Source organism: Massilia sp. IC2-476 (genome assembly GCF_020707295.1).
GTDB lineage: Bacteria > Pseudomonadota > Gammaproteobacteria > Burkholderiales > Burkholderiaceae_D > Telluria.
Window position 1 is genome coordinate 183,723 of sequence record NZ_JAJFER010000003.1, and the last position, 26,382, is coordinate 210,104.

At 65.0% G+C, this 26,382-nt stretch carries 29 protein-coding genes; 13 read left to right on the top strand and 16 right to left on the bottom strand.

Features of this window, described 5'->3' with window-relative positions:
• Nucleotides 1-21: 21 nt before the first annotated feature.
• From LK539_RS09750 to LK539_RS09760, 3 genes are all read left to right on the top strand, one after another.
• Nucleotides 22-753, top strand: coding sequence for a helix-turn-helix transcriptional regulator (locus LK539_RS09750; RefSeq protein ID WP_227800721.1), 732 nt, complete (start codon nt 22-24; stop codon nt 751-753).
• Nucleotides 754-1,098: 345 nt separating this feature from the next.
• Complete coding sequence (locus LK539_RS09755) at nt 1,099-2,085, top strand: porin (RefSeq protein ID WP_227800722.1); 987 nt, start codon at nt 1,099-1,101, stop codon at nt 2,083-2,085.
• Nucleotides 2,086-2,179: 94 nt separating this feature from the next.
• Nucleotides 2,180-2,614, top strand: a complete 435-nt coding sequence (locus LK539_RS09760; RefSeq protein WP_227800723.1) for a hypothetical protein — start codon at nt 2,180-2,182, stop codon at nt 2,612-2,614.
• Here LK539_RS09760 and LK539_RS09765 read toward each other — a convergent pair.
• From LK539_RS09765 to LK539_RS09775, 3 genes are all read right to left on the bottom strand, one after another.
• Nucleotides 2,576-3,598, bottom strand: coding sequence for an SDR family oxidoreductase (locus tag LK539_RS09765; RefSeq protein ID WP_227800724.1), 1,023 nt, complete (start codon nt 3,596-3,598; stop codon nt 2,576-2,578). The two genes, LK539_RS09760 and LK539_RS09765, sit on opposite strands and share 39 nt — an antisense overlap.
• Before the next feature lie 343 nt (nt 3,599-3,941).
• Complete coding sequence (locus tag LK539_RS09770) at nt 3,942-4,955, bottom strand: sulfate ABC transporter substrate-binding protein (RefSeq protein WP_227800725.1); 1,014 nt, start codon at nt 4,953-4,955, stop codon at nt 3,942-3,944.
• 92 nt (nt 4,956-5,047) lie between these two features.
• The gene (locus LK539_RS09775; protein WP_227800726.1) at nt 5,048-5,260 is read right to left on the bottom strand and encodes a hypothetical protein; all 213 of its coding nucleotides are present in this window, start codon (nt 5,258-5,260) and stop codon (nt 5,048-5,050) included.
• Nucleotides 5,261-5,421: 161 nt separating this feature from the next.
• On the opposite strand from LK539_RS09775, the gene LK539_RS09780 reads away from it, so the two are divergent.
• Both LK539_RS09780 and LK539_RS09785 read left to right on the top strand, forming a co-directional pair.
• Entirely contained in the window at nt 5,422-6,174 is a 753-nt protein-coding gene (locus LK539_RS09780) for a phosphatase PAP2 family protein (RefSeq protein ID WP_227800727.1), read from the top strand.
• Nucleotides 6,175-6,190: 16 nt separating this feature from the next.
• Nucleotides 6,191-7,027 carry a metallophosphoesterase gene (locus tag LK539_RS09785; RefSeq protein WP_227800728.1) on the top strand — a complete coding sequence of 279 codons (837 nt, stop codon included), beginning with the start codon at nt 6,191-6,193 and terminating at the stop codon, nt 7,025-7,027.
• Between the two features lie 145 nt (nt 7,028-7,172).
• Here LK539_RS09785 and cls read toward each other — a convergent pair whose 3' ends face one another.
• Nucleotides 7,173-8,561 (bottom strand): cardiolipin synthase, encoded by a 1,389-nt coding sequence (gene cls, locus LK539_RS09790; RefSeq protein WP_227800729.1) that lies wholly within the window; start codon nt 8,559-8,561, stop codon nt 7,173-7,175.
• A complete protein-coding gene (locus LK539_RS09795; RefSeq protein ID WP_227800730.1) occupies nt 8,558-10,663 on the bottom strand; it encodes a site-specific recombinase in 2,106 nt (701 codons plus the stop codon). Before LK539_RS09795 ends, cls begins: the two co-directional genes overlap by 4 nt.
• Nucleotides 10,664-10,786: 123 nt before the next feature.
• Here LK539_RS09795 and LK539_RS09800 point away from each other — a divergent pair, with 123 nt between their 5' ends.
• The gene (locus LK539_RS09800) at nt 10,787-11,623 is read left to right on the top strand and encodes a branched-chain amino acid aminotransferase (RefSeq protein WP_227800731.1); all 837 of its coding nucleotides are present in this window, start codon (nt 10,787-10,789) and stop codon (nt 11,621-11,623) included.
• A gap of 79 nt (nt 11,624-11,702) precedes the next feature.
• Here the strand turns inward: LK539_RS09800 and LK539_RS09805 are convergent, their stop codons facing one another.
• The 6 genes from LK539_RS09805 to LK539_RS09830 form a co-directional block, all read right to left on the bottom strand.
• On the bottom strand, nt 11,703-12,281 hold the full coding sequence (locus LK539_RS09805; RefSeq protein ID WP_227800732.1) for an NUDIX domain-containing protein: 579 nt from the start codon (nt 12,279-12,281) through the stop codon (nt 11,703-11,705).
• A gap of 99 nt (nt 12,282-12,380) precedes the next feature.
• Nucleotides 12,381-15,242 (bottom strand): TonB-dependent receptor, encoded by a 2,862-nt coding sequence (locus LK539_RS09810; protein ID WP_227800733.1) that lies wholly within the window; start codon nt 15,240-15,242, stop codon nt 12,381-12,383.
• Between the two features lie 312 nt (nt 15,243-15,554).
• Nucleotides 15,555-16,223 carry an OmpA family protein gene (locus tag LK539_RS09815; RefSeq protein ID WP_227800734.1) on the bottom strand — a complete coding sequence of 223 codons (669 nt, stop codon included), beginning with the start codon at nt 16,221-16,223 and terminating at the stop codon, nt 15,555-15,557.
• 105 nt (nt 16,224-16,328) lie between these two features.
• Complete coding sequence (locus tag LK539_RS09820) at nt 16,329-16,475, bottom strand: lmo0937 family membrane protein (protein WP_020652694.1); 147 nt, start codon at nt 16,473-16,475, stop codon at nt 16,329-16,331.
• A gap of 102 nt (nt 16,476-16,577) precedes the next feature.
• Nucleotides 16,578-16,802 carry a hypothetical protein gene (locus LK539_RS09825; protein WP_227800735.1) on the bottom strand — a complete coding sequence of 75 codons (225 nt, stop codon included), beginning with the start codon at nt 16,800-16,802 and terminating at the stop codon, nt 16,578-16,580.
• 154 nt (nt 16,803-16,956) lie between these two features.
• Complete coding sequence (locus LK539_RS09830; RefSeq protein ID WP_227800736.1) at nt 16,957-17,766, bottom strand: glycine zipper 2TM domain-containing protein; 810 nt, start codon at nt 17,764-17,766, stop codon at nt 16,957-16,959.
• Between the two features lie 206 nt (nt 17,767-17,972).
• Between LK539_RS09830 and LK539_RS09835 the strand changes: the two genes are divergently transcribed.
• A complete protein-coding gene (locus LK539_RS09835) occupies nt 17,973-18,701 on the top strand; it encodes a Crp/Fnr family transcriptional regulator (protein WP_227800737.1) in 729 nt (242 codons plus the stop codon).
• A gap of 57 nt (nt 18,702-18,758) precedes the next feature.
• Here LK539_RS09835 and LK539_RS09840 read toward each other — a convergent pair whose 3' ends face one another.
• The 3 genes from LK539_RS09840 to LK539_RS09850 are packed head-to-tail and all read right to left on the bottom strand — an operon-like array spanning nt 18,759 to nt 21,514.
• Entirely contained in the window at nt 18,759-18,980 is a 222-nt protein-coding gene (locus tag LK539_RS09840) for a glycine zipper 2TM domain-containing protein (protein ID WP_227800738.1), read from the bottom strand.
• A gap of 22 nt (nt 18,981-19,002) precedes the next feature.
• On the bottom strand, nt 19,003-19,374 hold the full coding sequence (locus LK539_RS09845) for a BON domain-containing protein (RefSeq protein WP_227800739.1): 372 nt from the start codon (nt 19,372-19,374) through the stop codon (nt 19,003-19,005).
• Nucleotides 19,375-19,420: 46 nt separating this feature from the next.
• On the bottom strand, nt 19,421-21,514 hold the full coding sequence (locus tag LK539_RS09850) for an AsmA family protein (RefSeq protein WP_227800740.1): 2,094 nt from the start codon (nt 21,512-21,514) through the stop codon (nt 19,421-19,423).
• 190 nt (nt 21,515-21,704) lie between these two features.
• On the opposite strand from LK539_RS09850, the gene LK539_RS09855 reads away from it, so the two are divergent.
• From LK539_RS09855 to LK539_RS09880, 6 genes are all read left to right on the top strand, one after another.
• Nucleotides 21,705-22,124, top strand: coding sequence for a DUF4398 domain-containing protein (locus LK539_RS09855; protein ID WP_227800741.1), 420 nt, complete (start codon nt 21,705-21,707; stop codon nt 22,122-22,124).
• Between the two features lie 84 nt (nt 22,125-22,208).
• Nucleotides 22,209-23,129, top strand: a complete 921-nt coding sequence (locus LK539_RS09860; RefSeq protein WP_227800742.1) for an OmpA family protein — start codon at nt 22,209-22,211, stop codon at nt 23,127-23,129.
• Nucleotides 23,130-23,157: 28 nt separating this feature from the next.
• Nucleotides 23,158-23,691 carry a bacterioferritin gene (locus LK539_RS09865; protein ID WP_227801132.1) on the top strand — a complete coding sequence of 178 codons (534 nt, stop codon included), beginning with the start codon at nt 23,158-23,160 and terminating at the stop codon, nt 23,689-23,691.
• A 43-nt stretch (nt 23,692-23,734) separates the two neighbouring features.
• On the top strand, nt 23,735-24,088 hold the full coding sequence (locus LK539_RS09870) for a YqjD family protein (RefSeq protein ID WP_267877544.1): 354 nt from the start codon (nt 23,735-23,737) through the stop codon (nt 24,086-24,088).
• Between the two features lie 18 nt (nt 24,089-24,106).
• Complete coding sequence (locus LK539_RS09875) at nt 24,107-24,493, top strand: phage holin family protein (RefSeq protein WP_227800743.1); 387 nt, start codon at nt 24,107-24,109, stop codon at nt 24,491-24,493.
• Between the two features lie 24 nt (nt 24,494-24,517).
• Complete coding sequence (locus tag LK539_RS09880; protein WP_227800744.1) at nt 24,518-24,904, top strand: hypothetical protein; 387 nt, start codon at nt 24,518-24,520, stop codon at nt 24,902-24,904.
• A gap of 394 nt (nt 24,905-25,298) precedes the next feature.
• Here LK539_RS09880 and LK539_RS09885 read toward each other — a convergent pair whose 3' ends face one another.
• A complete protein-coding gene (locus tag LK539_RS09885) occupies nt 25,299-25,661 on the bottom strand; it encodes a hypothetical protein (RefSeq protein ID WP_227800745.1) in 363 nt (120 codons plus the stop codon).
• Nucleotides 25,662-25,818: 157 nt separating this feature from the next.
• Nucleotides 25,819-26,277, bottom strand: a complete 459-nt coding sequence (locus LK539_RS09890; RefSeq protein WP_227800746.1) for a glycine zipper 2TM domain-containing protein — start codon at nt 26,275-26,277, stop codon at nt 25,819-25,821.
• Nucleotides 26,278-26,382 lie beyond the last annotated feature (105 nt).

The window sequence follows — 26,382 nt, forward strand, 5'->3', positions numbered from 1 at the left end:
TCCTTACTCATTGCACAGCGCATGTCCGAGATCACCCAACTCATCGCCACGCTCAAGCGCGAACTGAAACAGCAGGGCAAGACCTACCGCGACGTCGCCGAGGCGCTCGACTTGTCCGAACCGAGCGTCAAGCGCCTGTTCGCCAGCGAGCAGTTCACCCTCGAGCGCCTGGTCGAGATCTGCTCCCTGGTCGGCCTGACCCTGGCCGAGCTGGCGCAGGAAGCCGGGCAGGGCCACCAGCGCCTGCGCACCCTGAGCCCGGCGCAGGAACGCGAACTGGTGTCGGACACGCGCCTGCTGCTGGTGGCGGTGTGCGCGCTGAACCACTGGACCATGGCGCAGATGCTGCAGGTGTACCGCCTGAGCGAAGCGGAATGCGTGCAGCTGCTGCTGCGCCTGGATCGCCTGGCCTTGATCACGCTCCTGCCGGGCAACCGCATCCGCCTGAACGTGGCGCGCGATTTCGACTGGCTGCCGGGCGGACCGATCCGCCAGTATTTCCGCGAGCAGGGCATGCCGGACTTTATCGACAGCGCCTTTGGGCAGCCAGGGGACACGCTGGATTTCGTGCACGGCATGCTCACGGAAAGCGCGCGCGCCAAGCTGCAGGGAGAACTGCGGCAGCTGCGGGCACGCTTCGCGCAGTTGCACGAGGAAAGCCTGGCGGCGCCGCTACCGCAGCGCTGCGGGACCGGCTTGCTGCTGGCGTTGCGGGAGTGGGAGCCGCTCGCGTTTGCGGAGTTGCGACGCTAGGTCGAGCCAACGCTGCGCAAGGGAATGGGGGATCAGTGCCGGCTGGCACTGATCCCCTGTTTCGTTAACGCAGGACGCCTTTTCTTCACCCCGCCCCTTGCCCATGGGTCCCCCTCGGAAGGCGCTTGGGCAACAAACGACACTGACTCTCCTCTGGTTTTGTGAAAGCCTCTTGTGCCCACTCATTGCACGGTGTAGAACCTTAACTAGGCCGAAAAGTTCGGCCTCGAGGCATGCAGTGCGGACGTTCCACAATTTGTATGCACGGCTGCTGTTTTATGTGCGCTACTAGACAGATGAGCTTGGCAAAGAAGGGAATGATGGCTTCAAAGAGGGAATGACGCCATGAAGATGTCAATCGTCGCATGTGCCGTGCTCGGAGCGAGCGCGGCTTGCGCCTCGGCCGAGAATGCGGCTGCGCCCGATGGGAGCACCGTTGCCGGGGTTGCTAAGGAAACTGTCTGCGCCAAGGGATGCGCGGCACCGTCCGGTGGAGCCGGCGGCAGCGCTGCGTCTGCCCGCACCGGCGATGCACCAGCCATTTTCACGGTGGAAACCGTGCATGAGAAGGAGCAGCGCCGCACTGCCGAGACCCAGGTGCTCACCGAGGGACGCCAGTATGATCTCGAATTCCTGGCCTTGTCCGATGTGGGGGATCCCTTCCACGGCGGCCTGGCCGCCAGCGGCAGCGGCGCCCTGGAGCCGCGCCGCACCACCGACAGCGTCACCTACCAGAGCGAATTCAACGGCTTTACCGCCGGCTCGTCCTGGGGCAAGGGCGACATCGACGGTTCGCCTTCGGGCCGCGCCTGGGGCATGTCGGCCGGCTACAACCTCGGTCCCCTGACCATCCGCGCCGCCTACCAGAACCGCAACGTGGCCAAGGTCACCCGCATCAATCCAGTCGACATCACCATGGCCGCCAGGAATGCCATCGTCGCCGCCAACATGCGCTTCAGCTGGGGCACGGCTTACGCCGCCTACAGCGCCAGCCGCGGCTGGGTCAACTCGCCGCTGTTCAATCCGGACAATCCCTACGGCGCCGGGATCACCTCGGTGCCTTCCACCGACAGCCGTGACGTGCTGGCCGGGGTGGCGGTGCCGGTCAGCCGCGGCACCACGCTGCTGGCTTCCTACATCCGCAAGAACGACCGCGACCCGGCCGACCGCGACGCGCGCCAGGTCGCGATCGGCGCCACCTATGCTGTGTCGCGCAGGCTCGATTTCTACGCCGCCTATTCGCACATCCGGCACCAGAGCGGCATCCCGAATGCCAATACCAGGAACGGCGGCGGCGGAGCGATCAACCTCGGGATGCGCCGCGCTTTCTGAGCATGCGCGCGTCCCTGCACGGCGACGCGATGTTGCAAAAAACGGTAGCCTGTCTCCAAGACTTGATACGTTCAACTACCGTTTTGGAGGCAACATGACAGGCGCAAGCACACTTGATCCGGATAACTTCCCTGAACGTCCAGACCGTAGTCTCGGCAAGGGACACGGCATCGATTCCCTCGGTCCGAGCGACATTTCCGATACCGGCAGCGACGTGGTCGGCGGCCCCGGCTTTGCCGAGGCGCTGGATGCGGACCAGACGCTCGACTTCGACCACGGCACCACCTCCGACATGGAAGAAAGCCATGCGGGCGGCACCGCCGGACCGGACGTCGGCGACGCCGACTTCTCGGGCGACAGCGACATGGGCGGCACCGGCGAGCGTGCCGCCGCGGGGCGCGACAACGTCGCGAAGGACGGCGCCGACATCGACACCGACCAGGTGGTGTCCATCCCCGATCTGCCGCTGACCGAGGAGGACACCGACTTCCTATCGACTAAACCGCCGCGTAACGCTGAAGGCGGCTAACAGTGCGCCGCCGGCCACCAGCGCGGTGGTCAGCGGCGAGGCGCGCAGGCTGGTCTTGGTGTACAGGCTGCGCTCGTGGACGTTCTGCGGCATGCCCTGGCGCTGGCGCAGTTCGGTCGATGGATCGGGCTTGTAGAGTGCATCGCGGCGGTTCGGCGCGGTGGGGCGGTCCGATTTCTGCTGCTTGAACATGCTGGCGTTCATGTACTTGTCGAACAGCGCCGGCATCAGCTTGGAGCCGGCCGCAATCATCTTCGAGGCTCCGCCGGCATAGGCGTCCCGCTTCGGATTTTCCGCGCAGTACAGGATGGCGTCGGCCACCACTTCCGGTGCGTAGATCGGCGGCGGCAGCGCCGGTTCCTTGTCCATGTAATTGCGGGCGTGCACCGCGAACATGGTGTCGATCGCAGCCGGCCGCACCAGGGTGACGGCCAGCGGCGCGCCTTCCTTTTCTAGTTCCATGCGCAGCGCGTCGGTGAAGCCTTTCACCGCGTGCTTCGAGGACGCATACATGCCCTGCATCGGGATCGAACGTTCCGACACCTCGCTGCCGACGTTGATGATGGCGCCGCCGCCACGGTGCTTCATGCGGCGCACCGCTTCCAGCGAACCGTTGACGGTGCCCCAGAAGTTGGTCTGGAACAGGCGGTGGTGGTCTTCCGGCTTGACTTCTTCCAGGCGGCCGAACACGGAGATGCCGGCATTGTTGACCCAGGTGTCGATGCGACCGAAGCGCGAGATCGCCTTGTCGCCGATCTTCTCGACATCGGCGATGTCGCCGACGTCCGCCGCCACGGTTTCGACCATGACGCCGCGGCTGCGCAGCTCGTCGGCCAGTTCGTCGAGCGCATCCTTGCTGCGTGCGGCCAGCACGAGGCGCGCGCCGCGTGCGGCGGCCATGCGGGCGGTGGTCAGGCCGATGCCGCTGGTGGCGCCGGTGATGACCATGACCTGGTCGTGGAGTTTCCGGAGTCTGATTGCCATGACGTGATCCTTTTCAAGGTGGGGTGAAGAGGACTGCCTGCGGCGTCCGGCCGCGAGGACAGGCCAGGTTAATGAACGGCCACTATCCTAGCCCGGCTGGCAAAATCGGCGTTTTCGGTTGCTTGTTGGAAGCAGTTGCTGGAAAGATTTGCTAGCAGATTTCTGACCGCTAACGCATGAGCCGTCATCCCGGCGAAGGCCGGGATCCAGTTTCTTAGGCAGTACCGCAAAGGCTAGAGGGTACGGAACAAACTTGGGTCCCGGCCTGCGCCGGGACGACGGATCAACGGGAGGAGGGGAGAGCGGGCCGTGTCATGTGCGACAATCGGCCCGCGAATTGCGATTATTTGCCCGGCTGGTAGATCTGGTCGAACAAGCCGCCATCCGCAAAGTGCGCCTTCTGCGCCTGCGTCCAGCCACCCAGTTCGCTGATCGGGAACAGCTTCACGTTCGGGAACTGCGAGGCGTACTTCTTCGAGAACTTGTCGACGGCCGGACGGTAGTAGTTCTTGGCGACGATGTCCTGGCCTTCGTCGGTGTACAGGAACTCGAGATAGGCCTGGGCCACCTTGCGGGTGCCCTTCTTGTCGACGTTCTTGTCGACCACGGCGACCGGCGGTTCGGCCAGGATGCTGATCGACGGGGCGACGATCTCGAACTTGTCCGGACCCAGCTCGCGCAGGGCCAGCAGGGCTTCGTTTTCCCAGGCCAGCAGCACGTCGCCGATGCCGCGTTCGACGAAGGTGGTGGTGGCGCCGCGGGCGCCCGAGTCGAGCACCGGCACGTTCTTGTAGAGCTTGGACAGGTAGTCCTTGGCCGTGGCCGGCGAACCGCCTGGCTGGCGCAGCGCGTAGCCATAGGCGGCCAGGTGGTTCCAGCGGGCGCCGCCCGAGGTCTTCGGGTTCGGGGTGATGACGGCCACGCCCGGCTTGACCAGGTCGCCCCAGTCGCGGATCTTCTTCGGATTGCCCTTGCGGACCAGGAACACGATGGTCGAGGTATAGGGCGCGCTGCGGTAGGCCAGGCGCTTCTCCCAGCCGGGCGCAATCAAACCTTTTTCGCTGATAGCATCGATGTCGTAGGCCAGGGCCAGTGTGACCACGTCGGCCTGCAGGCCGTCGATGACGGCGCGCGCCTGCTTGCCCGAACCGCCGTGCGACTGCTTGACGGTCACGGTGTCGCCGGTCTTCGCCTTGTACTGGCGGGCGAACGCGGCGTCGATGTCCTGGTACAGCTCACGGGTCGGGTCGTAGGACACGTTGAGCAGGGTGATGTCCGCGGCGGCGGCAGTCTGGCTGAACAGCGGCGCCAGCAGGGTCAGTGCAGCCAGCGAGCGGAGAAAGGTTTTGCGAAGCATGTCGTTCTTTCAGGGGGCATTTTGGAGCCTCTAGACTACGGCTCAGTTGCCCCTGAAGGAACGAATATATTCGCTTAACAATATGCGCTTTTTTAATGAGCCTTCGACAGGATCAGCAGCCAGCGCTTGAACAGCAGGACCTCGAGGTGGCCCGGCTCGACGCCGGTATCGCATTCGATGATCGGGTTCACTGCATAGAAGCGCTTGCGGAAATCACGGGTGATCAGGACCTCGCGACGACCGATGCGGACCATAAAAGGGACAGGTGCATATTCCAGGCCGAAAGAGCTGTTCAGAGTGGTCATGGTGTTTCCTTTTATTAAAATCGTTGAAGTGGGTAAAGAATATCACAACTACTGTATAAATCTACAGTTACTGTGCGGATGTACAGTAAATTTTTATTTTCGTGGTTTTTTCGCCAATTGGCCTTATATCAAGCCTTGACCCATCAACCCAGGCAACCAGCATGACGAACGAGCGCCTCCCGAGACTCCACCGCTTCGCCGCCGCCCGCTTTTCTCCCGAGGGCGAATACGGATTGCATCTGACCGCCGGCGTCGCCATGCTGCTGCTCGCGATGGCGGTGTTCGCCCACATGGCTGGCGCCGTCGTCGCCGGCGCGCCCATCACCCAGCTCGACGTCGAAGTGGCCAACTGGCTGCACGCCCACGCCCGCACCAACGAGGGCCTGCGCGGCTTCCTGCTGCTGGTGACCCACATGCACAGCACGCCCGGCATTCTGATCATGGCTGCCCTGGCCGGCATCTGGCTCTACCGCAAGGGACACCGCTACTGGCCGATCGCGCTGGTGGCCAGCGTGCCAGGCGGACAGATCCTCAACGTGCTGCTGAAGCACACCTTCGAGCGCGCACGGCCGCACTTCGCCGAACCGCTGCTGGAACTGGGCACCTACAGCTTTCCCAGCGGCCACGCGATGGGGGCGACCGTGCTATATGGCTTCCTCGCCTGTTATGCGGCGTGCCATGCGCGTTCCTGGGCGGGCAGGGTGCTGCCCTTCGTGCTGGCGGCGCTGATGGTGGCGACGGTCGCGTTCTCGAGGATGTATCTTGGAGTCCATTACTTGTCCGACGTATTGGCGGCCTTCGCCGAAGGCTGCGGCTGGCTGGCGATCTGCATCACCGGCGCCGCCACCCTCAACCGGCGCCGCCGCGCACGCGAAGGGCGGGCCGGCGCGCCCGTCGAGCGGCAAGAGATCTGACCAATAGGAAACAAGGATGCGCACACTCGTACACCTCTCCGACCTGCACTTCGGCCGCGTCGACCACGCCTTGCTCGCGCCGCTGCGGGCACTGATCGAGCGCATCGACCCAGACGTGCTGGTGGTCTCGGGCGACCTGACCCAACGGGCGAAACCCGAACAGTTCGAAGAGGCGCGCGCTTATCTGGACACGCTGCCTGGCCCGCAGATCATTGTCCCCGGCAACCACGACATCTCGCTGTACAACGTGTTCCGCCGCTTCGTGAAGCCGCTCGACCGCTACAAGCGCTACATCACGGACGACCTCGACCCGTGCTACATCGACGACGAGATCGCCGTGGTGGGCGTGAACACGGCGCGTTCGTTCACGATCAAGGACGGCAAGGTGAGCCGCGACCAGCTCGAGGCGGTGCGCCGGCAGCTGGCCGGGGTGCCGTCCGACGTGACCCGCATCGTGGTGGCCCACCATCCCTTCGATCTGCCGGACCATTTCGAGGAGCGCGACCTGGTCAACCGGGCGCCACGCGCGATGCAGGCGTTTTCGGAATGCGGCGTCGACATCCTGATGGGCGGCCACATGCACGCCAGCCACGCGGGAAGCACGGCGGCGCGCTACCAGATGAGTGAATACGCGGCGCTGGTGGTGCAGGCGGGGACGGCGACTTCCACGCGCGGGCGTGGCGAAGTCAATTCCTTCAATGTGCTGCGGGTGGAGTCGCAGCAGGTCGAGATCGACCGCTACGGCTGGGACGTGGTGCACAAGCACTTTGAGCTGGTCGATACCGACAAGTTCCTGCGCAGCGGGAACGTCTGGACGCCGCACAACGACGGCCTGATGGCTGCGGGCCTCTGAGCTGTCCGCATTACCGTAGGGTGGGCGGGTTCCCCGCCCACGCGTTCAGCCAGCAGAGGAATTGCCGCGCTGGCTGCATCACCGTGACTTGAACGCGTGGGCGGGAGACCCGCCCACCCTACAAATTCGGCTCAGCCGCAACCAATCAAATCCAGTATTCGGCCAGGCGGCCCATGAACTCGCGGATCCGGTCCTTCCACGGACGGTGCCGCCACTGGTCCAGCGTCACTTCCTTGGAGCTGCGCAGGTCTTCGTTGAACGCGGCTTCCATATCCTTCCCAAACGCCGGATCCAGCACGACGACGTTGAGCTCGTAGTTATGGATAAAGCTGCGGCGGTCGATGTTGGCCGAACCGATGGTCGACCAGATGCCGTCGATCACGGCCGTCTTGGCGTGCAGCACCGCCACCTGCAGCTGGTAGATCTTCACCCCACCCGCCAGCAGCTGGTCGTAGAAGGCCTGGCCCGCGTACTTGATCAGGTCATGGTCCGACACCCCAGGCAGCACCAGCTTCACGTCCACGCCCCGGCGCGCGGCCGCGATCAGGGAGTCGACGATCTGCTGGTCCGGCACGAAATAGGCCGAGGTGATGTGAATCGATTTCTTGGCCTCGTTCATGGCCACCATCAGCGACTTGTAGATCTCGGAATCGCGGTCCGGCGTGGTGGCCAGTACGCGCATCACCTTGTCGCCCACCGGCGCCAGGCGCGGGAAGTATTCGGCCTGCGGGAGCTCGCCGGCATCCTGGCGCACCCAGTTGTCGATGAAGGCGTACTGCAGCGCGGCCACCGCCGGCCCCTCGATGCGGATATGGGTGTCGCGCCAGCCCACCTGTTCGCTGTCGACCGTCTCCGGCTTCTTGCGCGAGCGGAATAGCGAGCTGTTGGCATAGGTCTCGCTGATGTTGATGCCGCCGGTAAAGCCGATCTGGCCGTCGACCACCATGATCTTGCGGTGGTCGCGGTTGTTCAGCTGCCAGTTGCCGGGACGCTTGGTCGGGTCGACCGGGTTGAAGATCACCACGTTCACCCCGGCCGTGCGCATGCGGTCGAAGAATTCCTTCGGCGTGGCCAAGGTGCCGACGCCGTCCGCGATGATGTTGACGATCACGCCCTGGCGCCGCTTTTCCATCAGGAGCTCGGCGAACTGCAGGCCGATCGGGTCGCGGTCGAAGATGTAGGTCTCGAGGTTGATCGAAGATTTCGCCTCGCGCACCGCGTTCATCATCTCGCGCATGGTGGCGGGGCCGTCGAACAGCAGCGTCACCTTGTTGCCGGGGATGAGGGGCGCGCCGGTCGCCTGTTCTTCCAGCACCGCCAGCTGCTTCAGGTCGGGCGAGGCATTCGCCCAGCGCTTGGCGAGCAGCTGCGAAGCTTGCTTGGGCTGCAGCATGCCGCGCGGCGTCGCTACCGCCGGCACCGCCTTGGTCGGGCTGTCCGGCAGGGTTTCGGCGTCGGGCAGGCTCTTGCACGAAGCCACCACGCACAGGAAGGCGAGGCATGCCAGGAAGGTGCTCGGGCGCTTGTTGTTCATTTCGTGTCCCTCATGATGATGAGTTCACTGCTTGGGGTGGTGGCCTTGGGGCCAAGGAAGAATTCGACCGGCGCCGTGATGAAGCGCCGGCCCAGGGCTTGCAGCAGCAGGATGCCGCGCTTGAAGCGGATCTTGCGTGCGCGCATCGCCACCCACAGGGCCAGCCCGAAGCTGACGAGCAAGTTGACGGTGCCGATCAGGGCCACTCCGGCCGAGGCAGTGCCGATCTGATGCCAGGTGAGCGCGTAGTCGAGCCCGACCAGGGCGGTGGCGAAGTTGGCGGTCGAGAAGGTGACGTGGCGGATGTCGAGCGGCAGGCCGAGCAGGAAACCGACGAAGCCGGTCATGCCCAGCATGAAGCCGAAGAAGAAGTTGCCCATCAGGCTGCCCAGGTTGTCTTCGATGTAGCGGGCGAAGCGGTCCAGGCGCGCCACGCCCAGCACGCGGCGCAGGCCGCGCAGCTGGCGCACGCGCTGGCCCATGCGGGTGTACAGGGCCTTGTTGTCGTAGTAGCCGGAGATCAGGCCGGCCACGAACAGCCAGACACCGGCCACCGCGGCATAGAACAGCGCCGGGCCGTGGAAGGGATCGATGTCGTGCAGCAGGTGGTGCGCCTTGTCGGGACTTACCATGTGGCGGCCGCTGAGCATCTGGTAGCCCACCGCGATCAGCCAGGCCACCGGAAAGGCCAGCACCACGTTGCCGAGCACGGCCACGATCTGGGTCCGGAACACCTTGGTCACCAGGGTGGCCAGGCTCTCGACGTCGAGCCCGCGGCCGTTGTCGGCCTTTTGCAGCGAGGCGGCAATGTGCTGGGCCGTCATGGCCGGCTGCTTGGTGGCCACCGTGAAGTGCAGCACGTAGATGAGGATGAAGCCCAGCGAATAGTTGAGGCTGAAGAGGAAGGCTTCGACCAGCGGCGCCGTGCCCAGGTAGCCCAGCATGATCTTGAACATCGCCATGAAGCCGACGATGAAGCCGGCGCCGGACGCCGCTACGAACATGTGGCGCAGGTCGCGCCGGGTCTCGGCAATGTAGTGCTCGCCGGTGCGGCTGGCGTTTTCGGTGACATTGCGTGCGAGCAGGTCGACGTTGTCGCGCAGCAGCCCGCGGATGCGGTACTTGGTGTTGTGGCCTTCGATCAGTTCTTCGGCCAGGGCGATCGCGGCCAGGCGGCGGTCGCTAACCACGGTCCCGCTCGGGGTCGCGACCGAGCTGGCGACGGCGTCCAGGTCGACCGTCGGCGCGCTCGGCAAGTCGCCGCTGAGGTCGACCAGGTAGAGCAGCTTGTGCAGGCGGTCGATGCTCTGCTGCAGGGCCACCAGCAGGTAGGTGAGGGCGACACTGGTGCCGCTCGACTGGGCGCTGCGCCGGATCTTGGCCACCACTTCGCCGCACTGGTCGAGCATTACCAGGAGATGGCGGGCGTCTTCTGGCTGCGCGATCTTGCCGTCGAGGTAGCGTCCGTACTCGTCCAGGTAGCGGTTGACCTCGATGTTCTGCATCAGGAAGGGCGAGTCGAAATCCTCGATCTCGCTGTAGCTGTGCACCAGGCGCGGCTCCAGGCCCAAGGCGCAGATGCGGCAGGACAGGGTGCGGATCGCGTCCAGCAGGCCCAGCAGGGTGACGTAGCGCGCGCGGTCGGGCGTGGCGTCCAGGGGCGGCGGGGCATCGGCGACGACGTCGAACAGCGCCATCCAGTCGGCGTTGGGCACCATCCGGATCCAGGCGTAATCCTCCTCGTCGTACAGCACCTGGTCGAGCGCGTCCGACAGATACAGGTCGTTCAGCGCCGGCGGCAGGAAGCGGTAGGTGATGCGGCGCTTGAGCTCGGTAACGAAGCCATCGTTCGACAGGATGCCAATGTCGCTGTACAGGCTGGTGTGGCGGCGGTGCTCGAGCAGGGTCGTGATGTAGCGCCGCAGTGCCCAGGCCTGGGTCGGATTGCCCTTGAGCAGCTGGGTAAGGGTGCGCACAGCCTGCACCGGATCGTCCGCCTGTTGCCAGACCCAGCGGTGACGCGGGCGCAGGCAATCGACCAGGTCGACCAGCAGGTCGATGCGGTCGCTGTTTGGATCGATCCGTTCGAGAATGTGAAGCATGGACGTGTTGACTCTGGAAAGCTACAGTGTACGCGAGGCATCTGAACTCCATGGTTCGCCACCGAACAATGAACCTGCTGAAAGCGGTACACTGAGAGGCTGTATTCATGAAAAGAGGCAAGCATGTACCTGACTTATTTCAACGGCCAGTGGACTGAAGGCAATGTGCCGCTGTACGGCGCGATGGACCACAGCCTGTGGCTGGGTTCCTCGGTCTTCGACGGCGCGCGCGCCATGCGCGGCAAGCTGCCCGACCTGCGCCCGCACCTCGAGCGCGTGATCGCATCCGCCGAGAAGCTGGGCCTGCGCTGCCCGCTGACAGTGAGCGAGATGGAAGCGCTGGTGCGCGAAGGCGTGGCCAAGTTCCCGCCTGATGCCGAGCTGTACATCCGCCCGCTGGTGTTCGGCACCGAGGGCTTCCTGATCCCGGTGGCCGAGGCCAGCCAGTTCGCACTGACGCTGTTCGACGCACCGCTGCCGCCCTTCGCCGGTTTCTCCGCCTGCCTGTCGACCCTGCGCCGCCCGCAGGCCAGCATGGCCCCGACCGACGCCAAGGCCTCGGCCCTGTACGCCAACTCGACCCGCGCCATGCGCGAAGCCAAGGCGCGCGGCTTCGACCAGGCGATCATGCTCGATGCCGAGGGCAACGTGGCTGAGTTCGCGGCCTCGAACCTGTTCATCGTGACGCAGGACGGCGCCGTGGTGACGCCGAAGCTGAACGGCACCTTCCTGGCCGGGATCACCCGCGCGCGCGTGATCGCGCTGCTCGCTTCGGAAGGCGTGCAGGTGGAAGAGCGCAGCGTGGCGCCGGAAGAATTGGTGACGGCGCGCGAGATCTTCAGTACCGGTAATTACGGCAAGGTGACGCCGTGCACGCGCTATGAGGATTGCACGCTGGAGGCGGGCCCGGTGGCGCGCCGTGCGCGCGAGCTGTACCTGGCCTTCACCGAAACTACCTGATCCGTAGGGTGGGCAGATTCTCTGCCCACGCGGTCAGCCTGCGCATGCGTTCACCGCGTGGGCGGGAGACCCGCCCACCCTACGATAATTCGTCTTTCAGGAACTGCAGCAGGATCACCGTCTTGGCATCGACGATCCTGCCTTCCTTCACCTTCCTGAAGGCTTCGTCGACGTCCATTTCCAGGACTTCGATGTCTTCGCCTTCCTCTTCCTTGCCGCCGCCTTCGCCCTTGCGGTCGCGCTCCCCGTATTCGCCCAGGAAGCAGTGCACCGTCTCGGTCAGCGAAGAGGGGTTGGGAAAGAACGCGATCACCTTGCGCAGGCCGTGGCCGCGAAAGCCGGTCTCTTCGCACAGTTCGGCGCGCACGCGCTCGCCCGGGTCGGCATCGTCCAGCATGCCGGCCGGGACTTCGATCATGAAGCCGTCGTGGCCGGCCATGCGGGCGCCGATACGGAACTGGCGCGTCAACAGCACCTTGCGTGTCGACGGGTTGTAGAGCAGCACCGCGGCGCCGCCGGCGTTGTGATAGACCTCGCGTGTTTCTTCCTGTTCGCTGCCGTCCTGGCGGCGCTGCGAGAAGGTGACCTTCTTCAGTTCGAAGTAATTGGTGGACAGGGTTTCCTGCCTGAGGATGCGGATCGGGTCGTCGTCGTGCATGGCAAGCCTTGGGTGCGTGTTGACGACGACTATAGCCTTGGGGCGTAAAAAAAGCCGCCCGGTTCGCACCGGGCGGCTTTGCTCAAACCAGTCGTTCGATCAGAACTTGTAGTTTGCGCTCACGCGGAAGTAACGGCCCATTGCGTTGTGCAGCTGGGTGTTGAAGCCTTCGTTCGGGTAACGCGGATCGTACGGGGCTGCGGTGTCGAACAGGTTCTTGATGTTCGCCGACAGGGTCCAGTTCTTGAAGCCGGTGTAGCTGTACGCGACGTTGAAGGTGGTCCATTCCGGCACCGAGCAATCGCTCACCCAGTTGCTGAACTTCTCCAGACCGCCCAGGCTGTAGGCGCCGGCCGGCTGGCCCTTGCCGTAGTGGCAGTACGGCACCGGGTAGGTGACGTCGTTGTCGGTACGGCGCAGCAGCGAGACCGGCGAGACGAAGTCCACCGAACCGGTGAGCGAGTGCACGCCACGGGTCCAGTTGCTCGACAGGCTGGCGCGGTGACGCGGGATGTCGCCAACGGTGATCGCCCAGTCCGAATAGCCGCCGGCGGTGCCGACGACGTTCGCTTCACGCTCGCCCGGACGCTCCGAACGCTTGAAGGTCAGCGCGTAGGACCAGTCGAACTTGGTGGTCAGGCGGCCGTTGTCGCCCAGGTTCAGGCGGTGCGCCACTTCGAAGTCCAGGCCCGAGGTCTCGGTTGCGCCCTGGTTCACGTAGTAGCGGTTGACCGCGGTCAGCGGGCCCGAGTTCGGGATCGGCTGGCCGTTGGCACCGATCAGCTGGTTGACCGGGTTGGTGTCACGGATGGCCAGGCCCGGGTACAGGTCCGGGTGATCGATCACGTAGCCGGCCGACAGCAGGGCGGTTTCGTCTTCCTTGCGGATACGGTAGTAGTCGATCAGGATGTCGAGGTTCTTGGTCGGAGCGATGATCGCACCGAACGAGAAGCTCTTCGAGGTTTCAGGCTTCAGGTCCGGGTTGGCCTTCGAGCGCGACGAGATGCGGCGCGAGCAGTCCGACGAGTCGCCGCCTGGCAGCGGGTTCTTGCCGTCCGGGCAACGCACGCTGTCGACGACGGTCGAGAACGACTGGACGCCGCCTTCGGCGATCTGCGACAGGGCCGGGGCGCGGAAGCCTTCGGCGTAGGACGAGCGGAAGGTCAGCTTGTCGTTGACGATGTACTTGGCGCCGACTTTCGGCACGAAGCTGTTCTCGGTCGGGTACTTGTCATAGCGACCGGCGAAGTCCATCTCGAAGTTCTTGGTGAACGGGGTGCGCAGCTCGACGAAGGCCGACTTGACCATGCGCTTGCCGTTGACCAGCGAGTTGGCCAGGCCGATGATGTTGCCGACCTGGGTCTCGTAGTCCGGGGTCAGCGCCAGCTTTTCCTGGCGGATTTCGCCGCCGAAGGCCAGGCCGATGTCGCCGCCGGCCAGGGTGCCGATGGTGGTCGATGCCTTGGCGTCGAACTGGCTCACCTGGGCGTAGCCTTCGTTCACGACGTTACGGTAGGCCGACGGATCAGCGGCGGTCTGGGCCAGGGTACGGTTCTCGCTGCGGATACGCTCGATGGTCGGGCGGTACAGCATGCCGTTCATGGTCTCGGTACGCTCGCTGCGGTTCAGCAGCAGGGCGGTTTCCCAGTCAAACTGGCCGGTGGTGCCCTTCAGGCCCGCCAGCAGGCGGCCCGACTGGTTGACGTTCTTCGAACCGCCGTCGACGCCGCTGAAGCGGTAGCCGACAGCTGCGCGCGAGGTCGACCATGGGTTGTCCGGATGGCCGGCCGGCAGGATCAGCTGGTAGTCGCTGGCGGTGCCGTCGGCGCGGAACACGGTGGTCGGCGAGGTCGACAGGATGGTCGACGAGTTGCCGACGTATTCGCGCTCGGTGCGGGTGTAGCCGGCTTCGACGAAGGCGGTGATGTCCGGGGTCACCTGGAAGGTCAGCTTGCCCAGCAGGTTGGCGTCGTTGCCCTTGCTTTGCGCTTCGTAGTTGTTCCAGATGTCGTAGTTGCAGAACGTGCGGCCGTTCAGCATCGAGGTGGCCGACAGGTTGTGCTTGTCGCGGTTGCCGGTGATCTGCTGCGATGCGTCGCAGCCGGTGCGGTTGATGATGTCCGCGCCGTTGGCCAGGGTGGTGGCGAAGTTGCGTGCGCCGGCGGTGCGTTCACGGAAGAAGAACGGCTGGTCCGACAGATAGCTGCCGTATTCGTTCAGGCGCGCGTTGATGTCGGCGTACATGTGCTGCTTGACGTCGCGGGCATCGCGGATGCGGGTTTGGTCGCGCGAGGACAGGTCGAAGGTCAGGAATGCGTTGTAGCGATCCGATTCCAGGTCGCCGAAGCCGAACACGCCCGACACGTTGCGGCGTGCGAACTCGAGGTTGTCGTTGGCACTGGTCGAGGCGGTGATTTCCGCGCCCTGGTAGTTGGTCTTGGTGATGAAGTTGATCACGCCGGCGATCGCGTCCGAGCCGTACACGGCCGAAGCGCCATCCTTGAAGATCTCGACGCGCTCGATGGCCGAGACCGGGATCGTGTTCAGGTCATACACGGCCGACTTGCCCTGGTTCGGGTCGGCGTAGGCCGAGGCGGTGATGCGGCGGCCGTTGAGCAGGATCAGGGTCGACGACGAACCGAGGCCGCGCAGCGAGGCGGTGGAGGCGCCTTTCGAGAAGCTGCCGTCGGTGATGTCGTTCGAGGTGCCCGAGCCGAAGGCCGGGATCGAATGCAGCAGTTCCGACACGGTGTTGGCACCGGTGGCGGCGATCTGCTTGGCATTGATGGTGGCGACCGGCGAGGAACCTTCCTTGTCGGCGCGCTTGATGTTCGAACCGGTCACGAACACTTTCTGGACCGGTGCTTCAGCGGCTTGCTGGGCAAACGCGGCACCAGAAGCCAGGGCTACGGCGACAGCGATCACGCTGCGCTTTACTACGAGTTGCTGCTGCTTAGACAAAATATCTCCGAAACTTCTGAAACACAACCGCCTGCGGGAGCGGAGCGGCGTCTTACCTTTGTTAATCGAATGTGCTTGGCAAAGTGAATATTCACCAAGCTCAGCATCAAAGCATCTCGGACAGACAAAAGTCAAATCTGTTTGGTAATTTGTTTGTTAATTGCGACACCCATGAGCTGTACTCATGTATTGGCTTCGCGTTTGTTATGGATTGCGCGTAAATGCATTAGTAAAACTTATGCATAGCTCAAGAAAAAGGGCCGGCAATGCCGGCCCTTGTCTAGATAAGAGCGTGATTATTCACGCCATGCTTCAGCCCTGGGCGCGCTCCGCAACGTAGATCTCGACGCGGCGGTTGCGCGCGCGGCTGGCGGCGTCCGCGTTGGAAGCGATCGGTTCGCGCTCGCCGCGGCCCTCGATCGTGATGCGGCCCGGGCTCACGCCGCGGCCGGCCAGGTAGTCGCGGGTGCGCGCCGCGCGGTCGACCGACAGCGGCTGGTTGATGTCCGGGGTGCCGGTGCTGTCGGTGTGGCCGATGATGGTGACCAGGGTGGCCGGGTTTTCCTGCAGGGTGGTGGCGAAGCGGTCGAGCACCGGCTGGAAGTTCGACTTGATGTCGGAGCGGCCGGTGTCGAACGAGACGTCGCTCGGGATTTCCAGTTTCAGGCGGTTGTCCGAGGTCTGGCTGACCTGGACGCCGGTACCGCGCGTGGCTTGCTCCATCGCCTGTTTCTGCGCTTCCATGCGCTTGGACCAGATGTTGCCGGCGACGGCGCCAAGGGCCCCGCCGATCACCGCGCCGCGGGTGGCGCGGCCGCTGCCGCCGCCGCTGGTGGTGGCGCCGATGATGGCGCCCAGGCCGGCGCCGATGCCGGCGCCCTGGGCGGTGCCGCGCTGGGTCTGGCTCATGTCGGCGCAGCCGGTCGCGGTGAGTGCCACCAGGGAGGCGGCGAGGACGGATTTGGTCAGTTTGGTGTGCATCGTGATCTCCTTGAACAAAAAATCCGCTTCGCGGTCATGCCCACCGGGCACGACTGCGAAACGGATTGGGTCTTGCAAACTCTGCGTCAGTCGACTTCAACAACGCTATATGCCTCGTCCGCTGATCAGGCGTACCAGGATCATGATCACGGCAACGACCAGCAGGATATGGATGAAGCCGCCGATGGTGTACGAAGTCACCAGGCCCAGCAGCCACAGCACGATCAGGATAACGGCAATTGTGTATAGCATAATGATGCTCCTTTACTGGAATACGCGCTTTCGGCGTCGTGATTCCAGTATGCCGATCCTTACTGCTGGCCTCTGTACGATGGCGTACTTATTGACAAAAAATCAGGCCGCGCCCTTGTCGCGCAGGCCGGGGATCCAGCCCATGAAGCCGAGCAGGCCGGTGACGCCGATCAGGCAGGTGACGAGGCCGCCCGCCACGAGGAACACCACGTCTTGCGGCTGCAGGCCGCCGGCAGACGTTTCGCCGGGCGGATGGGCCGACAGGAGACCGAAGCCCGCCACGATCACACCCCAGATGATGATGCCGATCCACGCCATGCTGTTCATGATGTTTCCCCTTAAGTGTGTTGTAGCTGTATTGTCGGGTTAGCTCATCCATTGGTCCGTGCGCTGCCGCACATTGCTTCACAGAAAATTACCCAGACGAAATAAAAGCCGGGTCGCTTGCGCGATCCCGGCTTTCGGCAGGAAAAAAGGAAACTCAGGCGACCGAGCGCAGGCGTCCCTTGACGATGCGCACACGGTCGCCGCTGCGCCATGCCGGCTGGCTGCTCTGGCGGAAGGTGCGCAGGGTGCCGTCGTCGAGGCGCACGCGGATTTCGTAGCTGGTGGTGGCCTTCATATTGCCCTCGACCTGATTGCCGACCACGGCGCCGCCGATCGCGCCGGCCGCAGTGGCGATGGTGCGGCCGGTGCCGCCGCCGATCTGGTTGCCCAGCAGGCCACCGATGACGGCGCCGCCGGCTGCGCCCAGGCCGCTGCCCTGGGCACGCTGCTTGATGGTGCGCACCGATTCCACATTGCCGCAGTTCGAGCACCAGTTGCGGCCGGTGTCGGCGGCGGCCACCTGGACCGCCTTCTTCGCCGGCTTGCTCACCGGTTCCTCGTAGACGACGGGCGCGGCTGCGGCTGCCGTCGCGGCCGCGGCTGCCGCTGCCGGAGCAGGGGCGTAGGCGGCCGCCGGCGCAGGCGCGTAGGCAGCTGCCGGCGCGTAGTTCTGGACCGGCGCGGTGCTGACGGCGCCGCCAGGGGCCTGGACATAACCGGCGGTCGCTTGCTGGCCCGGCGCGGCCGCAAGCATGCCCGGCTGTGCGCCCTGCGGCAGGCTGGCAGCCAGCGCCATGCGCTCGGATTCGCTCAGCTGGCGTTCGCTGTTGCCGCCCACGGAAGATGGGATCCAGCCCAGGATGGCCGCGGTGCCCACCAGGCAGAACAGCAGGACCGCCAGCGCGGCCAGGATCATCAGGGGGTGCATGCGTCCACGTACGGACGGGTTGGGGGAAGTGTTCATGGTGCGTCCTTTCGGAGTGTCCTTGTCGAGCCCGATGGAGAAAACACGGGCGGCCTGTTCATTGAATGATTGTCCTCAGGAACAACAAGCGCTTCCGTGCGTCACCGTACATACCACCCCCGGCGGGCGCGGTTACGCTGGCTGAAATTGTTTGCAAATGTATCTGACCGACGGCCTGGCTCATGCATCCCCCACGCGAGACACTGATGAATTTTGCCGCACCGCCGCCGATTGCCGAACACAATAGCAACCTGCTGCTGGCCGCGCTGCCCGCGCAGGAACTGGGCCGTATCCTGCCGCTGCTCGATCCGGTCACCGTCGAGGTCGGCGACGTGCTGTGCGAGGCGGGAGACCCACTGCGCCACATCTACTTCCCGCACGACTGCCTGATCTCGCTGATGGGCGTGGCCGAAGGGCGCATGACGCTCGAGGTCGGCCTGGTAGGACGCGAAGGCATGGTCGGCGCCACCGTGGCCCTGGGCCATGACACCACCCAGGTGCGCGCCATCGTCCAGCGCGCGGGCAGCGCCAGCCGCATGGACAGCAGCACGTTTCGCGACGAGGTGAGGCGCAACCCCTCGCTGCAGCGGGTGCTGTACCGCTACACCGACACGCTGCTGGCCCAGGCCATCCAGATCGCCGTCTGCAGCCGCTTCCACGTGCTGGAAGCGCGCCTGGCGCGTTCGCTCCTGATCACGCGCGATCGCCTGCAGTCGGACAAGTTTCACCTCACCCACGAATTCCTCGCCCATGCGCTCGGCGTGCGCCGGGTCGGCGTGACCAAGGCCGCTAGCGCGCTGCAGCAGCAGGGGCTCATCATCTACAGCCGCGGCAATATCGAGATCCTCGATCCGGAAGGCCTGGCCGCGGCTTCCTGCACCTGCTACGAGATCGTCCGGGAAGCCGGCGCCCACGCGCTGCATGACGCCATGTAGCAGGCAACAAAAAAGCCTGGCATCGCCAGGCTTTCTTGTGTCGCTCCGTGGTACTGCTTAGTTGGTCTTGCCGACCTGGTTGCCGATGACGCCGCCCACGGCTGCGCCACCCACGGTGCCCACTGCGCTGCCACCGGTCAGCACGCCGCCGACCACTGCGCCGGCGCCGGCGCCGATCGCGGTGTTCTTGTCTTGCTGCGACATGCCGGCGCAGCCGGTCAGGCCCAGGGCGACGGTTGCCAGCGATGCGGTCACTACCAGTTGTTTGATGGTTTTCATGTTGATCTCCTTTACGGTGGGGTTATTTCAGACGCAGGTCATTCCTGACCGATTTCACGCCTCTTACGGTCCGGGCAACCGATGCCGCGGCCGCCACGCTATCCGCCGAGCTGACGAATCCGCTCAGCTGTACTACGCCTTGCTCGGTCTCGACGGCGATGTCGGCCACCTTCAGCATCGGGTCGTCCACGATGGCGGCCCGGACACCGGCGGTGATGGTGGCGTCGTCGACGACCGCTGCAACCGGTCCGCCGCCACCCGACATCGCACATCCAGTCAACTGGCCCAGGGCCAGCAGCATCACCAGCGCGGCGCCGATGCAGGCTTGCTTCCTTCTTCCTTTCATGCCGCCGCGCTGTTTGTCGAGTCCATGTGTGCAGGATAGTGTCGTCATCCAATCTGGTCTGTTCGACAACACACGTTTCGCACAATTTCCTGTATCACTTGCGCGCGGTCTTGCCCGGCGGCGGCGCCTGCGGCTTCTCGCGGGCGTCGGCCAGCAGGCGTGCGCAGTCGCTGTCCTCGCCCGGTCCAGTGTTGATGAGCGGAATCAGCGCGGCCAGCGGCGTGGCCGCCGCCAGGGCGATGGCGCTGCCGGCCTTCATGGCCAGCACGCCCTTGTCGACCGAGATGTCCGGCTTGCTGAAAGGGCCGCGCACGTAGAAGGGCGAACGCAGCGAGATCAGGCGCAGGCCCTTGGTTTTCGGATCGATGCGCAGGTCCATCTGCTCGTCGGCCAGGTTGATGGCGCCGGCGACATTGACCAGCGCTTCCTTGGTGTCGATGACGAAGTAGCGGGTGCGTGCGATGCCATTGGTGACGGCGAAGTCGGAGGCCATGCAGTTGAGCTGCACCTGCTTGTCGCCGAACAGCTTGGTGATGACGATATTGGCCACGTTCAGGCCCATCATTTCCAGCATCATCTTGCTGACCTGGCCCTGGCTGATCAGGGTCTTCAGTTCGCCGTTCGAGCCGGCCAGCAGGCTGGCCACCGAGTTGCCCTGGGCGGTCAGGTTGGCGTCGACGCTGATGCTGCCGACCGAGGCCTGCAGCTGTTCGATCTTCGGGAACAGCTTCTTGATTTCGATTTTGCGCGCCGTGACCTTGGCCTGGGCCTTGATCGCCTTCGATCCTTCGCGGCCGCGGCCGTCGAGGCGGATGTTCGAGCGCACCGTGCCGCCGGCCATGCCGAACTCGAGCGGCTCCAGGTTCAGCACCGCATTGTCCATCTTGAGATGGGTCGACAGCTTGTTGATCGGGAAGGCGGTATCGCGGACGATGCGATCGGCCGAAAAGCGCACGTCGGCATCGAGCTTGTTCCAGCGCGCGGTCTTGAATTCCTCGACCGGCAGCACTTTTCCGCTCGGCTGCACGACGTCGGCATTGCGTTCCTTTTTGGCCGCGTTCGAGTCTGCGCCGATCAGCGGGGCCAGGTCGGCAAACACCAGCTGTTGCGAGCGGACGTTGCCGGACAGCTTGGGCCGCGGCTGGCCGGTGGCGTACTCGAGGCGGCCGCCGATGTCGGAGGAGCCGACTTTGCCCTTGAAGCCGTCGTAGACCCAGCGCGAGGCGCGCTTGCCGTTCTCTTCATCGCCCAGGGTCCCGGTCAGGCGACCCGAGGTCGTGAACGGACCGGTCGTCGGCAGCACCACGCCGGTGAAGGCGTACAGCTGGTCCATGCTGGGCCCCGCCAGCTCGAGTTTCAGGTCGATCGCGGCCAGCTTCGAAGGCCGCGTCACGGTGCCCTCGACGGCGATCCGCGTCTTGCCGGAGCGCATATCGGCCTGCACCGGATACGGTGTGCTTTGTTGCTTCAGCGAGAGCACGGCGCCGGCCTTGCCGCCACCTTCCACCCTGGCGCCGTTGTAGGTGCCGTCGAGCGTCCAGGCAACGCCGTAACGCGGGTCCCGGTCCAGGGTGCGCACGTGCGCCGTCACGTCGGCCTTGGTCACCGCGTCCTTGATGTGGACCACCCCATCGGTCAACACCACGCGTTCCAGGTCCAGTGTCCAGCGCGACTTTTCTTCCTTGCGCTTGAAGGTCCAGTTGTTGTGCGTTTCGTCCGTGCGCAGCAGGTCGACGCGCGGGCCGTCGAAGCGCAGCAGCGGGATATTGATGGTGCGCGAGAGCAGGGCGAAGGGGTTCACGGAGAACGAGAACTGGCGCGCGCTGCCCGTGTCCTGCGCCGGCATGCCGGCCGGGTTGCCGATGTGGGTATCGTTGGCGATCAGGTGCGGCCAGGGAATGTGGTCGCGCCACGTACGTTCGGACGGGCGCATGGTCTCGGCCGGCCGTTCCCATTCGACTTTGAGGTTGCCGCGGATCGCGAAGGGACGGTCGATGGCGTCGCTGACCTTGGCGTTGATCCAGGGGCGGGCGCGGTTCCAGTCGAAGGTGAGGATGAAGACGACCAGGATCACCGGAATGGCGACCAGGACGCCCAGGATGCTCAGGATGATCTTCTTGCTGCTCTTGCTGCTCGTGCGGCGCGCCGGATGACGGCCCTGCGCCGCCGGCTTGTCGGTATCTGCCATGGCGGACTTTCGCTGGTGAAGTTTGAATCAGATTAGCGCAAAGGCCTGCGCCGCCATTGTGCGCTGCCTAACGCTCTGCCGTAGAGCAGGGCGCCACCCGAGGAGCAATGTGCGGCAGCGAACCGAAGCGGGGAGATAACAGGTTTATAACGTTACCAAGGACATTTCCTCATCAACAGGAGAAAAAGCGATGGACCAACAACATCCAATGACCCGCCTGCTGAAATCGGCCGCCCTGGCTGCCGGCGCCGCCGGCGTGCTGGTATTGACCGGCTGCGCCAGCCCGCAGAAGGCGCCTGCCACTGCCGACGTGGCGGTGTCGCGCAACGCTGTCGAGAACGCCGTTTCCGCCGGCGCCGCCGAGCTGGCCCCGGCCGAGATCACTGCCGCGCGCGACAAGATGGTACGCGCCAACCAGGCGCTGGCCGCCAAGGACTACAAATTGGCGCGCGAACTGGCGATCCAGGCCCAGGCCGACGCCAAGCTGGCGCAGAGCAAGGCCAATTCGGCCAAGGCCACTTCGGCCGCGAATGCGCTCGACGAAGACCTGCGCGTGCTGCGCCAGGAAGTCGATCGCCTCAACTCGTCGTCGACGACCTCGACGCAGTAAGCACTGCCAACGCACCAAGAAGAAGTTCCCTTCATTGACCGCCGCAGCGGAGGCTGGCGGCGCCCAGGAAAAAAGGACTGCAAGATGAAAAACCGTTCGATGATGTCGCTGCTGGCCGCCGCCGTGCTGGCCACGGCCTGCGCCACCACCCCGATGACCACCCCGACGCTGGACGAGGCGCGCGCCGACTTCGTTGCCGCCAACAACAACCCGCAGGTGTCGCAATACGCGCCGCTGGAATTCAAGCAGGCCAGCGATGCGCTCGACCAGGCCAATGCCGCGGCCGCCCGCCGCGAAGCGGTGGCCGACGTCGACCGCCTGGCTTATGTGGCCAAGCAACGTGTCGCCACCGCAGTCGAAGTGGCGAAGGCAAAAGCGGCGGAAGCCGACATCGCGAACGCATCGCGCGAGCGTGACCAGGTCCGCCTGGCCGCCCGCACCGCGGAGGCCGACCGCGCCAAGCGCGAGGCCGAAGCCGCCCAGGCGCAGGCCGCCCAGGCCCAGATGCAGGCCCAGGCTGCCCAGCAGCAAGCGGCTGCCGCCCAGCAACAGAATGCCGCGCTGGCCCAGCGCGCCGCCGTGCTGGAAGCGCTGCTGGTCGAGCTGCAGGCCGTCAAGACCGAGCGCGGCTACATCGTGACCATCGGCGACGTGCTGTTTGCCACCAACCAGGCGACGCTGACACCGAACGGCATGTCGACCTTGCGCAAACTGGCCGACGTGATGTCGCAGAACCCGAACCGTACCGTGCTGGTCGAAGGGTTTACGGATAGTACCGGCAGCTCGTCTTACAACCAGGAACTGTCGCAGCGCCGTGCCGAAGCCGTGGCATCGGCACTGTCTTCGATGGGGGTGGCGCGCGACCGCGTCGCCATGAAGGCCTATGGCGAAGCCTTCCCGGTTGCACCCAACGATACGGCGTCCAACCGCCAGCTCAACCGCCGTGTCGAGATCGTGCTGTCGAACGAAAACGCGCAGATTCCGCCGCGCACGGCGGGGCGCTGAGCCGGCTTTTTTGAACTGAGGAAGCATGATGGAAGAAACAAGCAACCTGGCGCATGGCTTCGACGTCGCGGCGATCCGCCGCGCGGCGGCCAACCTCGATGACGGCGCCGTCACCGAGGGCTACCGGGCCGACCGCGAAGCGGTCATCGCGATGCTCAACGATGCGCTTGCCACCGAGCTGCTGTGCGTACTGCGCTACAAGCGTCACTACTACACGGTGAGCGGTCCCAACACCGGCCACATCAAGGCCGAATTCCTCGAGCACGCGCAGCAGGAGCAGGACCACGCCGACCGCATCGCCGAGCGCATCGTCCAGCTCAACGGATCACCCAACTTCAATCCGGCCACGCTCACCGCGCGCAGCCATGCCGAGTACGACGATTCCGACGACGTGCAAGCCATGGTGCGCGCCGACCTGATCGCCGAGCGCGTGGCGATCGAGTCCTACCGCCAGATGATCGAAGCGATCGGCGACAAGGACCCGACCACCCGCGCACTGCTGGTCGACATCATGGCCGTCGAAGAAGAGCACGCCGACGATATGCGCGACCTGCTGGCCTGAATCCAGCGAACATTCAACAACCACAACACTACCGGAGTAGACCATGCTAGACACCACCCGCAGCAACTTCAAATCCCAGGCCCACGGCTACCAGTTCGACAGCAACGCATCGGACGCATCGTCGGACATGAAGGCCCTGGTGCGCGACGCCCAGTCGATGCTGAGCGCCGCCACTGCGCTGACGGGCGACAAGGCCGACGAGCTGCGCAGCCGCGGCATGGAGCTGCTCGACCGCGCGCTGGGCCGTGCCAGCCAGTATCAAGGCCAGGCGATGGAAAAGGGCCGTGAACTGGCGCACGAGGCCGATATTTACGTCAAGGACAACCCCTACCGTACGCTGGCGGTCGCAGCCGGCCTGGGCCTGCTGCTCGGCGTCCTCCTGAGCCGTAAGCAATAAGCGCCGCCGGGGACTGACATGCAAAAAGACGATACCGTCGTGCATACCCCCGGCCTCATGGGCGGGATCTCCAGCCTGATGAAGAGCCTGTTCGGCCTGGTCGTGTCGCGCGTGGAACTGGCCGCGCTCGAGCTGTCCGAGGTGCGCAACCACCTGATCGAGCTCGTCGCCCTGTTCGGTGCAGCCATCCTGGCCATCTGGTTCGCCATCGCCTACGGCACCGCGACCATCGTCGCGCTGGCCTGGGACGAGATGGGCTGGAAGATCCTGCTGATCCTGTTCGTCGTGTTCCTGATCATCACCGGCGTCCTGGTGGCGAAGGGCCTGGCCCTGCTCAAGCAGAACAAGCTCTCCTTCCCGGCGACCATGAAGGAACTGAAGAACGACCGCGACATGCTGCTCTAAGCGGCGACACGAAGGAGGGGAAACATGCACAATCATGACGGAACGACCGGATTGGCCGGCCACAAGCACAGCCTGGATCCGGTGGCACGCAAGCAGGAGCTGCTGCGCGAAGGCGAATTCTTCCGCAGCGGCGTGGCGCATGCGAGGGCGCAGATCCGCCACGGGGCGCGCCCCGAGGTCATGCTGCACGGTGTGATCGACCACGCCACCTGGGCCCTGCGCGCGCGCGCCGATGCCTTGCTGAAACCGACCGGCACCAGCGTCTCGGTGCTGATGCCTTACGGACTGGCGCTGTTCAATTTTATTCGCCAGCGCAATCTCGGTAAGCCGGCCGGCGCAGCCGCTATCCTGCTGGGCGTGGCAGGCTGGTACATGAACAAGCGCCGTGTGCAGCAGAACGGTCTGAGCTGACACGGCAAGAGCAGAACAATTCGACCCAATATGGTGGGGCTTGAGCGGCGTCGCAATCATTGATTGCACGCCGTTTTTTTTTGCAGTAAGGGATGAGTAGTCGTTTCGCTGTCGTAGGGTGGGTGGCTTGGCCGCCCACGCGGTCAACGGACGCCTACGTGGGCGCGAAGCGTGATCTCGACAATGGTCACGAACAGGGAATAGTTGGAGGGTAGGTGAGTCTTCCGCTCACGCGGTGAGCCGGCGTGGATGCCTTCGCGAAACTTGAACGTAAGGATGCGTGAAGCGGGACCTGCGCGCGCCGCGCGGCGAAAGTTCGGCAACCGACCGCGTGGGCGGTCAAGCCGCCCACCCTACGAAGACGCTACGATCAACGGATGTCTGGACTGGCGGTTCAGGGTGTCGTCTGCGCCAGCCCATCTACCTGCGTCTTGGCCTGTGCCATGTCGCGCTGGTAGGTAGCGCGCGCTTCCTGCAGGCAGGCGTTGCGCTCGGTCGCAGGCACTTTCTTGCAGGCGTTCTTGGCTTCCTGCAGGGCGGCGCCGATTTCCTTGTGCAGGGTGCGCAGCTGGGCCTGGCGGGTGGCGTCCTCGCGGTACCAGCGCGCCGGGTCGCCCTGGGCGATCTCGCGCGCCTGCTGTCTGGCGGCCGTGGGATCGACGACGGCGTCGGTGTTGGTGGTCTGGGCGTGGGCCAGGGAGAAGGTGCCGAGCAGGCAGGCGAGGGCGCCGCGCAGCACGATGGATGAGTGTCGCATGCTGTCCTCCAGCGAGTGGTGGTGCAGGGCCGCGGCGCGAGCCTGCGGCGGTGAACATGCCGGCGCAAGGCCAGCGCGGTGACGCTCGGTCACCGGGGCGGGCGGGGCCCGCATTCAGTTGGCCGGGACGGCGCGCAGCCGGTCCCGGCCTGCCGGATCAATAGCGGTAGACGCGGCCGTCGACGATGCGGACGCGGTTGCCCACGCGCAGGTCGTAGACGCTGTCCTGGGTCACGGTGCGGTATTCGCCGTTATCCATGCGCACGTTGATCTGGTACAGCTCGGCGCCACCGGCCTGGCGGTTGCGCTCGACGTTGTTGCCGATCGCTGCGCCTGCGACACCGCCTGCCACGGTGGCCGCGGTACGGCCGCTGCCGCTGCCGACCTGGTTGCCGGCCAGGGCGCCGACCACGCCGCCCAGGATCGCGCCGGCGCCGCTCGTGCGGTTGGCGCCCTGGGTCACCTGGATCGATTCGATGGTGCCGTAGCCCATCGAGACGTTGTTGTAGCCGGTGTTGTAGCCGTTGTTATACGGCTGCGACGAGGTGCTGGCGCAGCCGGTGAGGAGGGCGGTGGTTGCCAGCACAGCAGCAGCAAGGGTACGGGTTGCTTTCATGTTGTTCTCCTGACAAAAGTGTAGGTTCAGCTTAGTCACTGTTGTGCAGAGGGTCTGTGCGTTGCCTAACCGTCCTTGCCCGGCGTTTCGGCCGACCTATTTGAG

Excerpts from the sequence above, each read along its gene's own strand:
- LK539_RS09750 (WP_227800721.1), top strand. The coding sequence starts at position 22 with ATGTCCGAGATCACCCAACTCATCGCCACGCTCAAGCGCGAACTGAAA.
- LK539_RS09755 (WP_227800722.1), top strand. The coding sequence starts at position 1,099 with ATGAAGATGTCAATCGTCGCATGTGCCGTGCTCGGAGCGAGCGCGGCT.
- LK539_RS09760 (WP_227800723.1), top strand. The coding sequence starts at position 2,180 with ATGACAGGCGCAAGCACACTTGATCCGGATAACTTCCCTGAACGTCCA.
- LK539_RS09765 (WP_227800724.1), bottom strand. The coding sequence starts at position 3,598 with ATGGCAATCAGACTCCGGAAACTCCACGACCAGGTCATGGTCATCACC.
- LK539_RS09770 (WP_227800725.1), bottom strand. The coding sequence starts at position 4,955 with ATGCTTCGCAAAACCTTTCTCCGCTCGCTGGCTGCACTGACCCTGCTG.
- LK539_RS09775 (WP_227800726.1), bottom strand. The coding sequence starts at position 5,260 with ATGACCACTCTGAACAGCTCTTTCGGCCTGGAATATGCACCTGTCCCT.
- LK539_RS09780 (WP_227800727.1), top strand. The coding sequence starts at position 5,422 with ATGACGAACGAGCGCCTCCCGAGACTCCACCGCTTCGCCGCCGCCCGC.
- LK539_RS09785 (WP_227800728.1), top strand. The coding sequence starts at position 6,191 with ATGCGCACACTCGTACACCTCTCCGACCTGCACTTCGGCCGCGTCGAC.
- cls (WP_227800729.1), bottom strand. The coding sequence starts at position 8,561 with ATGAACAACAAGCGCCCGAGCACCTTCCTGGCATGCCTCGCCTTCCTG.
- LK539_RS09795 (WP_227800730.1), bottom strand. The coding sequence starts at position 10,663 with ATGCTTCACATTCTCGAACGGATCGATCCAAACAGCGACCGCATCGAC.
- LK539_RS09800 (WP_227800731.1), top strand. The coding sequence starts at position 10,787 with ATGTACCTGACTTATTTCAACGGCCAGTGGACTGAAGGCAATGTGCCG.
- LK539_RS09805 (WP_227800732.1), bottom strand. The coding sequence starts at position 12,281 with ATGCACGACGACGACCCGATCCGCATCCTCAGGCAGGAAACCCTGTCC.
- LK539_RS09815 (WP_227800734.1), bottom strand. The coding sequence starts at position 16,223 with ATGCACACCAAACTGACCAAATCCGTCCTCGCCGCCTCCCTGGTGGCA.
- LK539_RS09820 (WP_020652694.1), bottom strand. The coding sequence starts at position 16,475 with ATGCTATACACAATTGCCGTTATCCTGATCGTGCTGTGGCTGCTGGGC.
- LK539_RS09825 (WP_227800735.1), bottom strand. The coding sequence starts at position 16,802 with ATGAACAGCATGGCGTGGATCGGCATCATCATCTGGGGTGTGATCGTG.
- LK539_RS09830 (WP_227800736.1), bottom strand. The coding sequence starts at position 17,766 with ATGAACACTTCCCCCAACCCGTCCGTACGTGGACGCATGCACCCCCTG.
- LK539_RS09835 (WP_227800737.1), top strand. The coding sequence starts at position 17,973 with ATGAATTTTGCCGCACCGCCGCCGATTGCCGAACACAATAGCAACCTG.
- LK539_RS09840 (WP_227800738.1), bottom strand. The coding sequence starts at position 18,980 with ATGAAAACCATCAAACAACTGGTAGTGACCGCATCGCTGGCAACCGTC.
- LK539_RS09845 (WP_227800739.1), bottom strand. The coding sequence starts at position 19,374 with ATGACGACACTATCCTGCACACATGGACTCGACAAACAGCGCGGCGGC.
- LK539_RS09850 (WP_227800740.1), bottom strand. The coding sequence starts at position 21,514 with ATGGCAGATACCGACAAGCCGGCGGCGCAGGGCCGTCATCCGGCGCGC.
- LK539_RS09855 (WP_227800741.1), top strand. The coding sequence starts at position 21,705 with ATGGACCAACAACATCCAATGACCCGCCTGCTGAAATCGGCCGCCCTG.
- LK539_RS09860 (WP_227800742.1), top strand. The coding sequence starts at position 22,209 with ATGAAAAACCGTTCGATGATGTCGCTGCTGGCCGCCGCCGTGCTGGCC.
- LK539_RS09865 (WP_227801132.1), top strand. The coding sequence starts at position 23,158 with ATGGAAGAAACAAGCAACCTGGCGCATGGCTTCGACGTCGCGGCGATC.
- LK539_RS09870 (WP_267877544.1), top strand. The coding sequence starts at position 23,735 with ATGCTAGACACCACCCGCAGCAACTTCAAATCCCAGGCCCACGGCTAC.
- LK539_RS09875 (WP_227800743.1), top strand. The coding sequence starts at position 24,107 with ATGCAAAAAGACGATACCGTCGTGCATACCCCCGGCCTCATGGGCGGG.
- LK539_RS09880 (WP_227800744.1), top strand. The coding sequence starts at position 24,518 with ATGCACAATCATGACGGAACGACCGGATTGGCCGGCCACAAGCACAGC.
- LK539_RS09885 (WP_227800745.1), bottom strand. The coding sequence starts at position 25,661 with ATGCGACACTCATCCATCGTGCTGCGCGGCGCCCTCGCCTGCCTGCTC.
- LK539_RS09890 (WP_227800746.1), bottom strand. The coding sequence starts at position 26,277 with ATGAAAGCAACCCGTACCCTTGCTGCTGCTGTGCTGGCAACCACCGCC.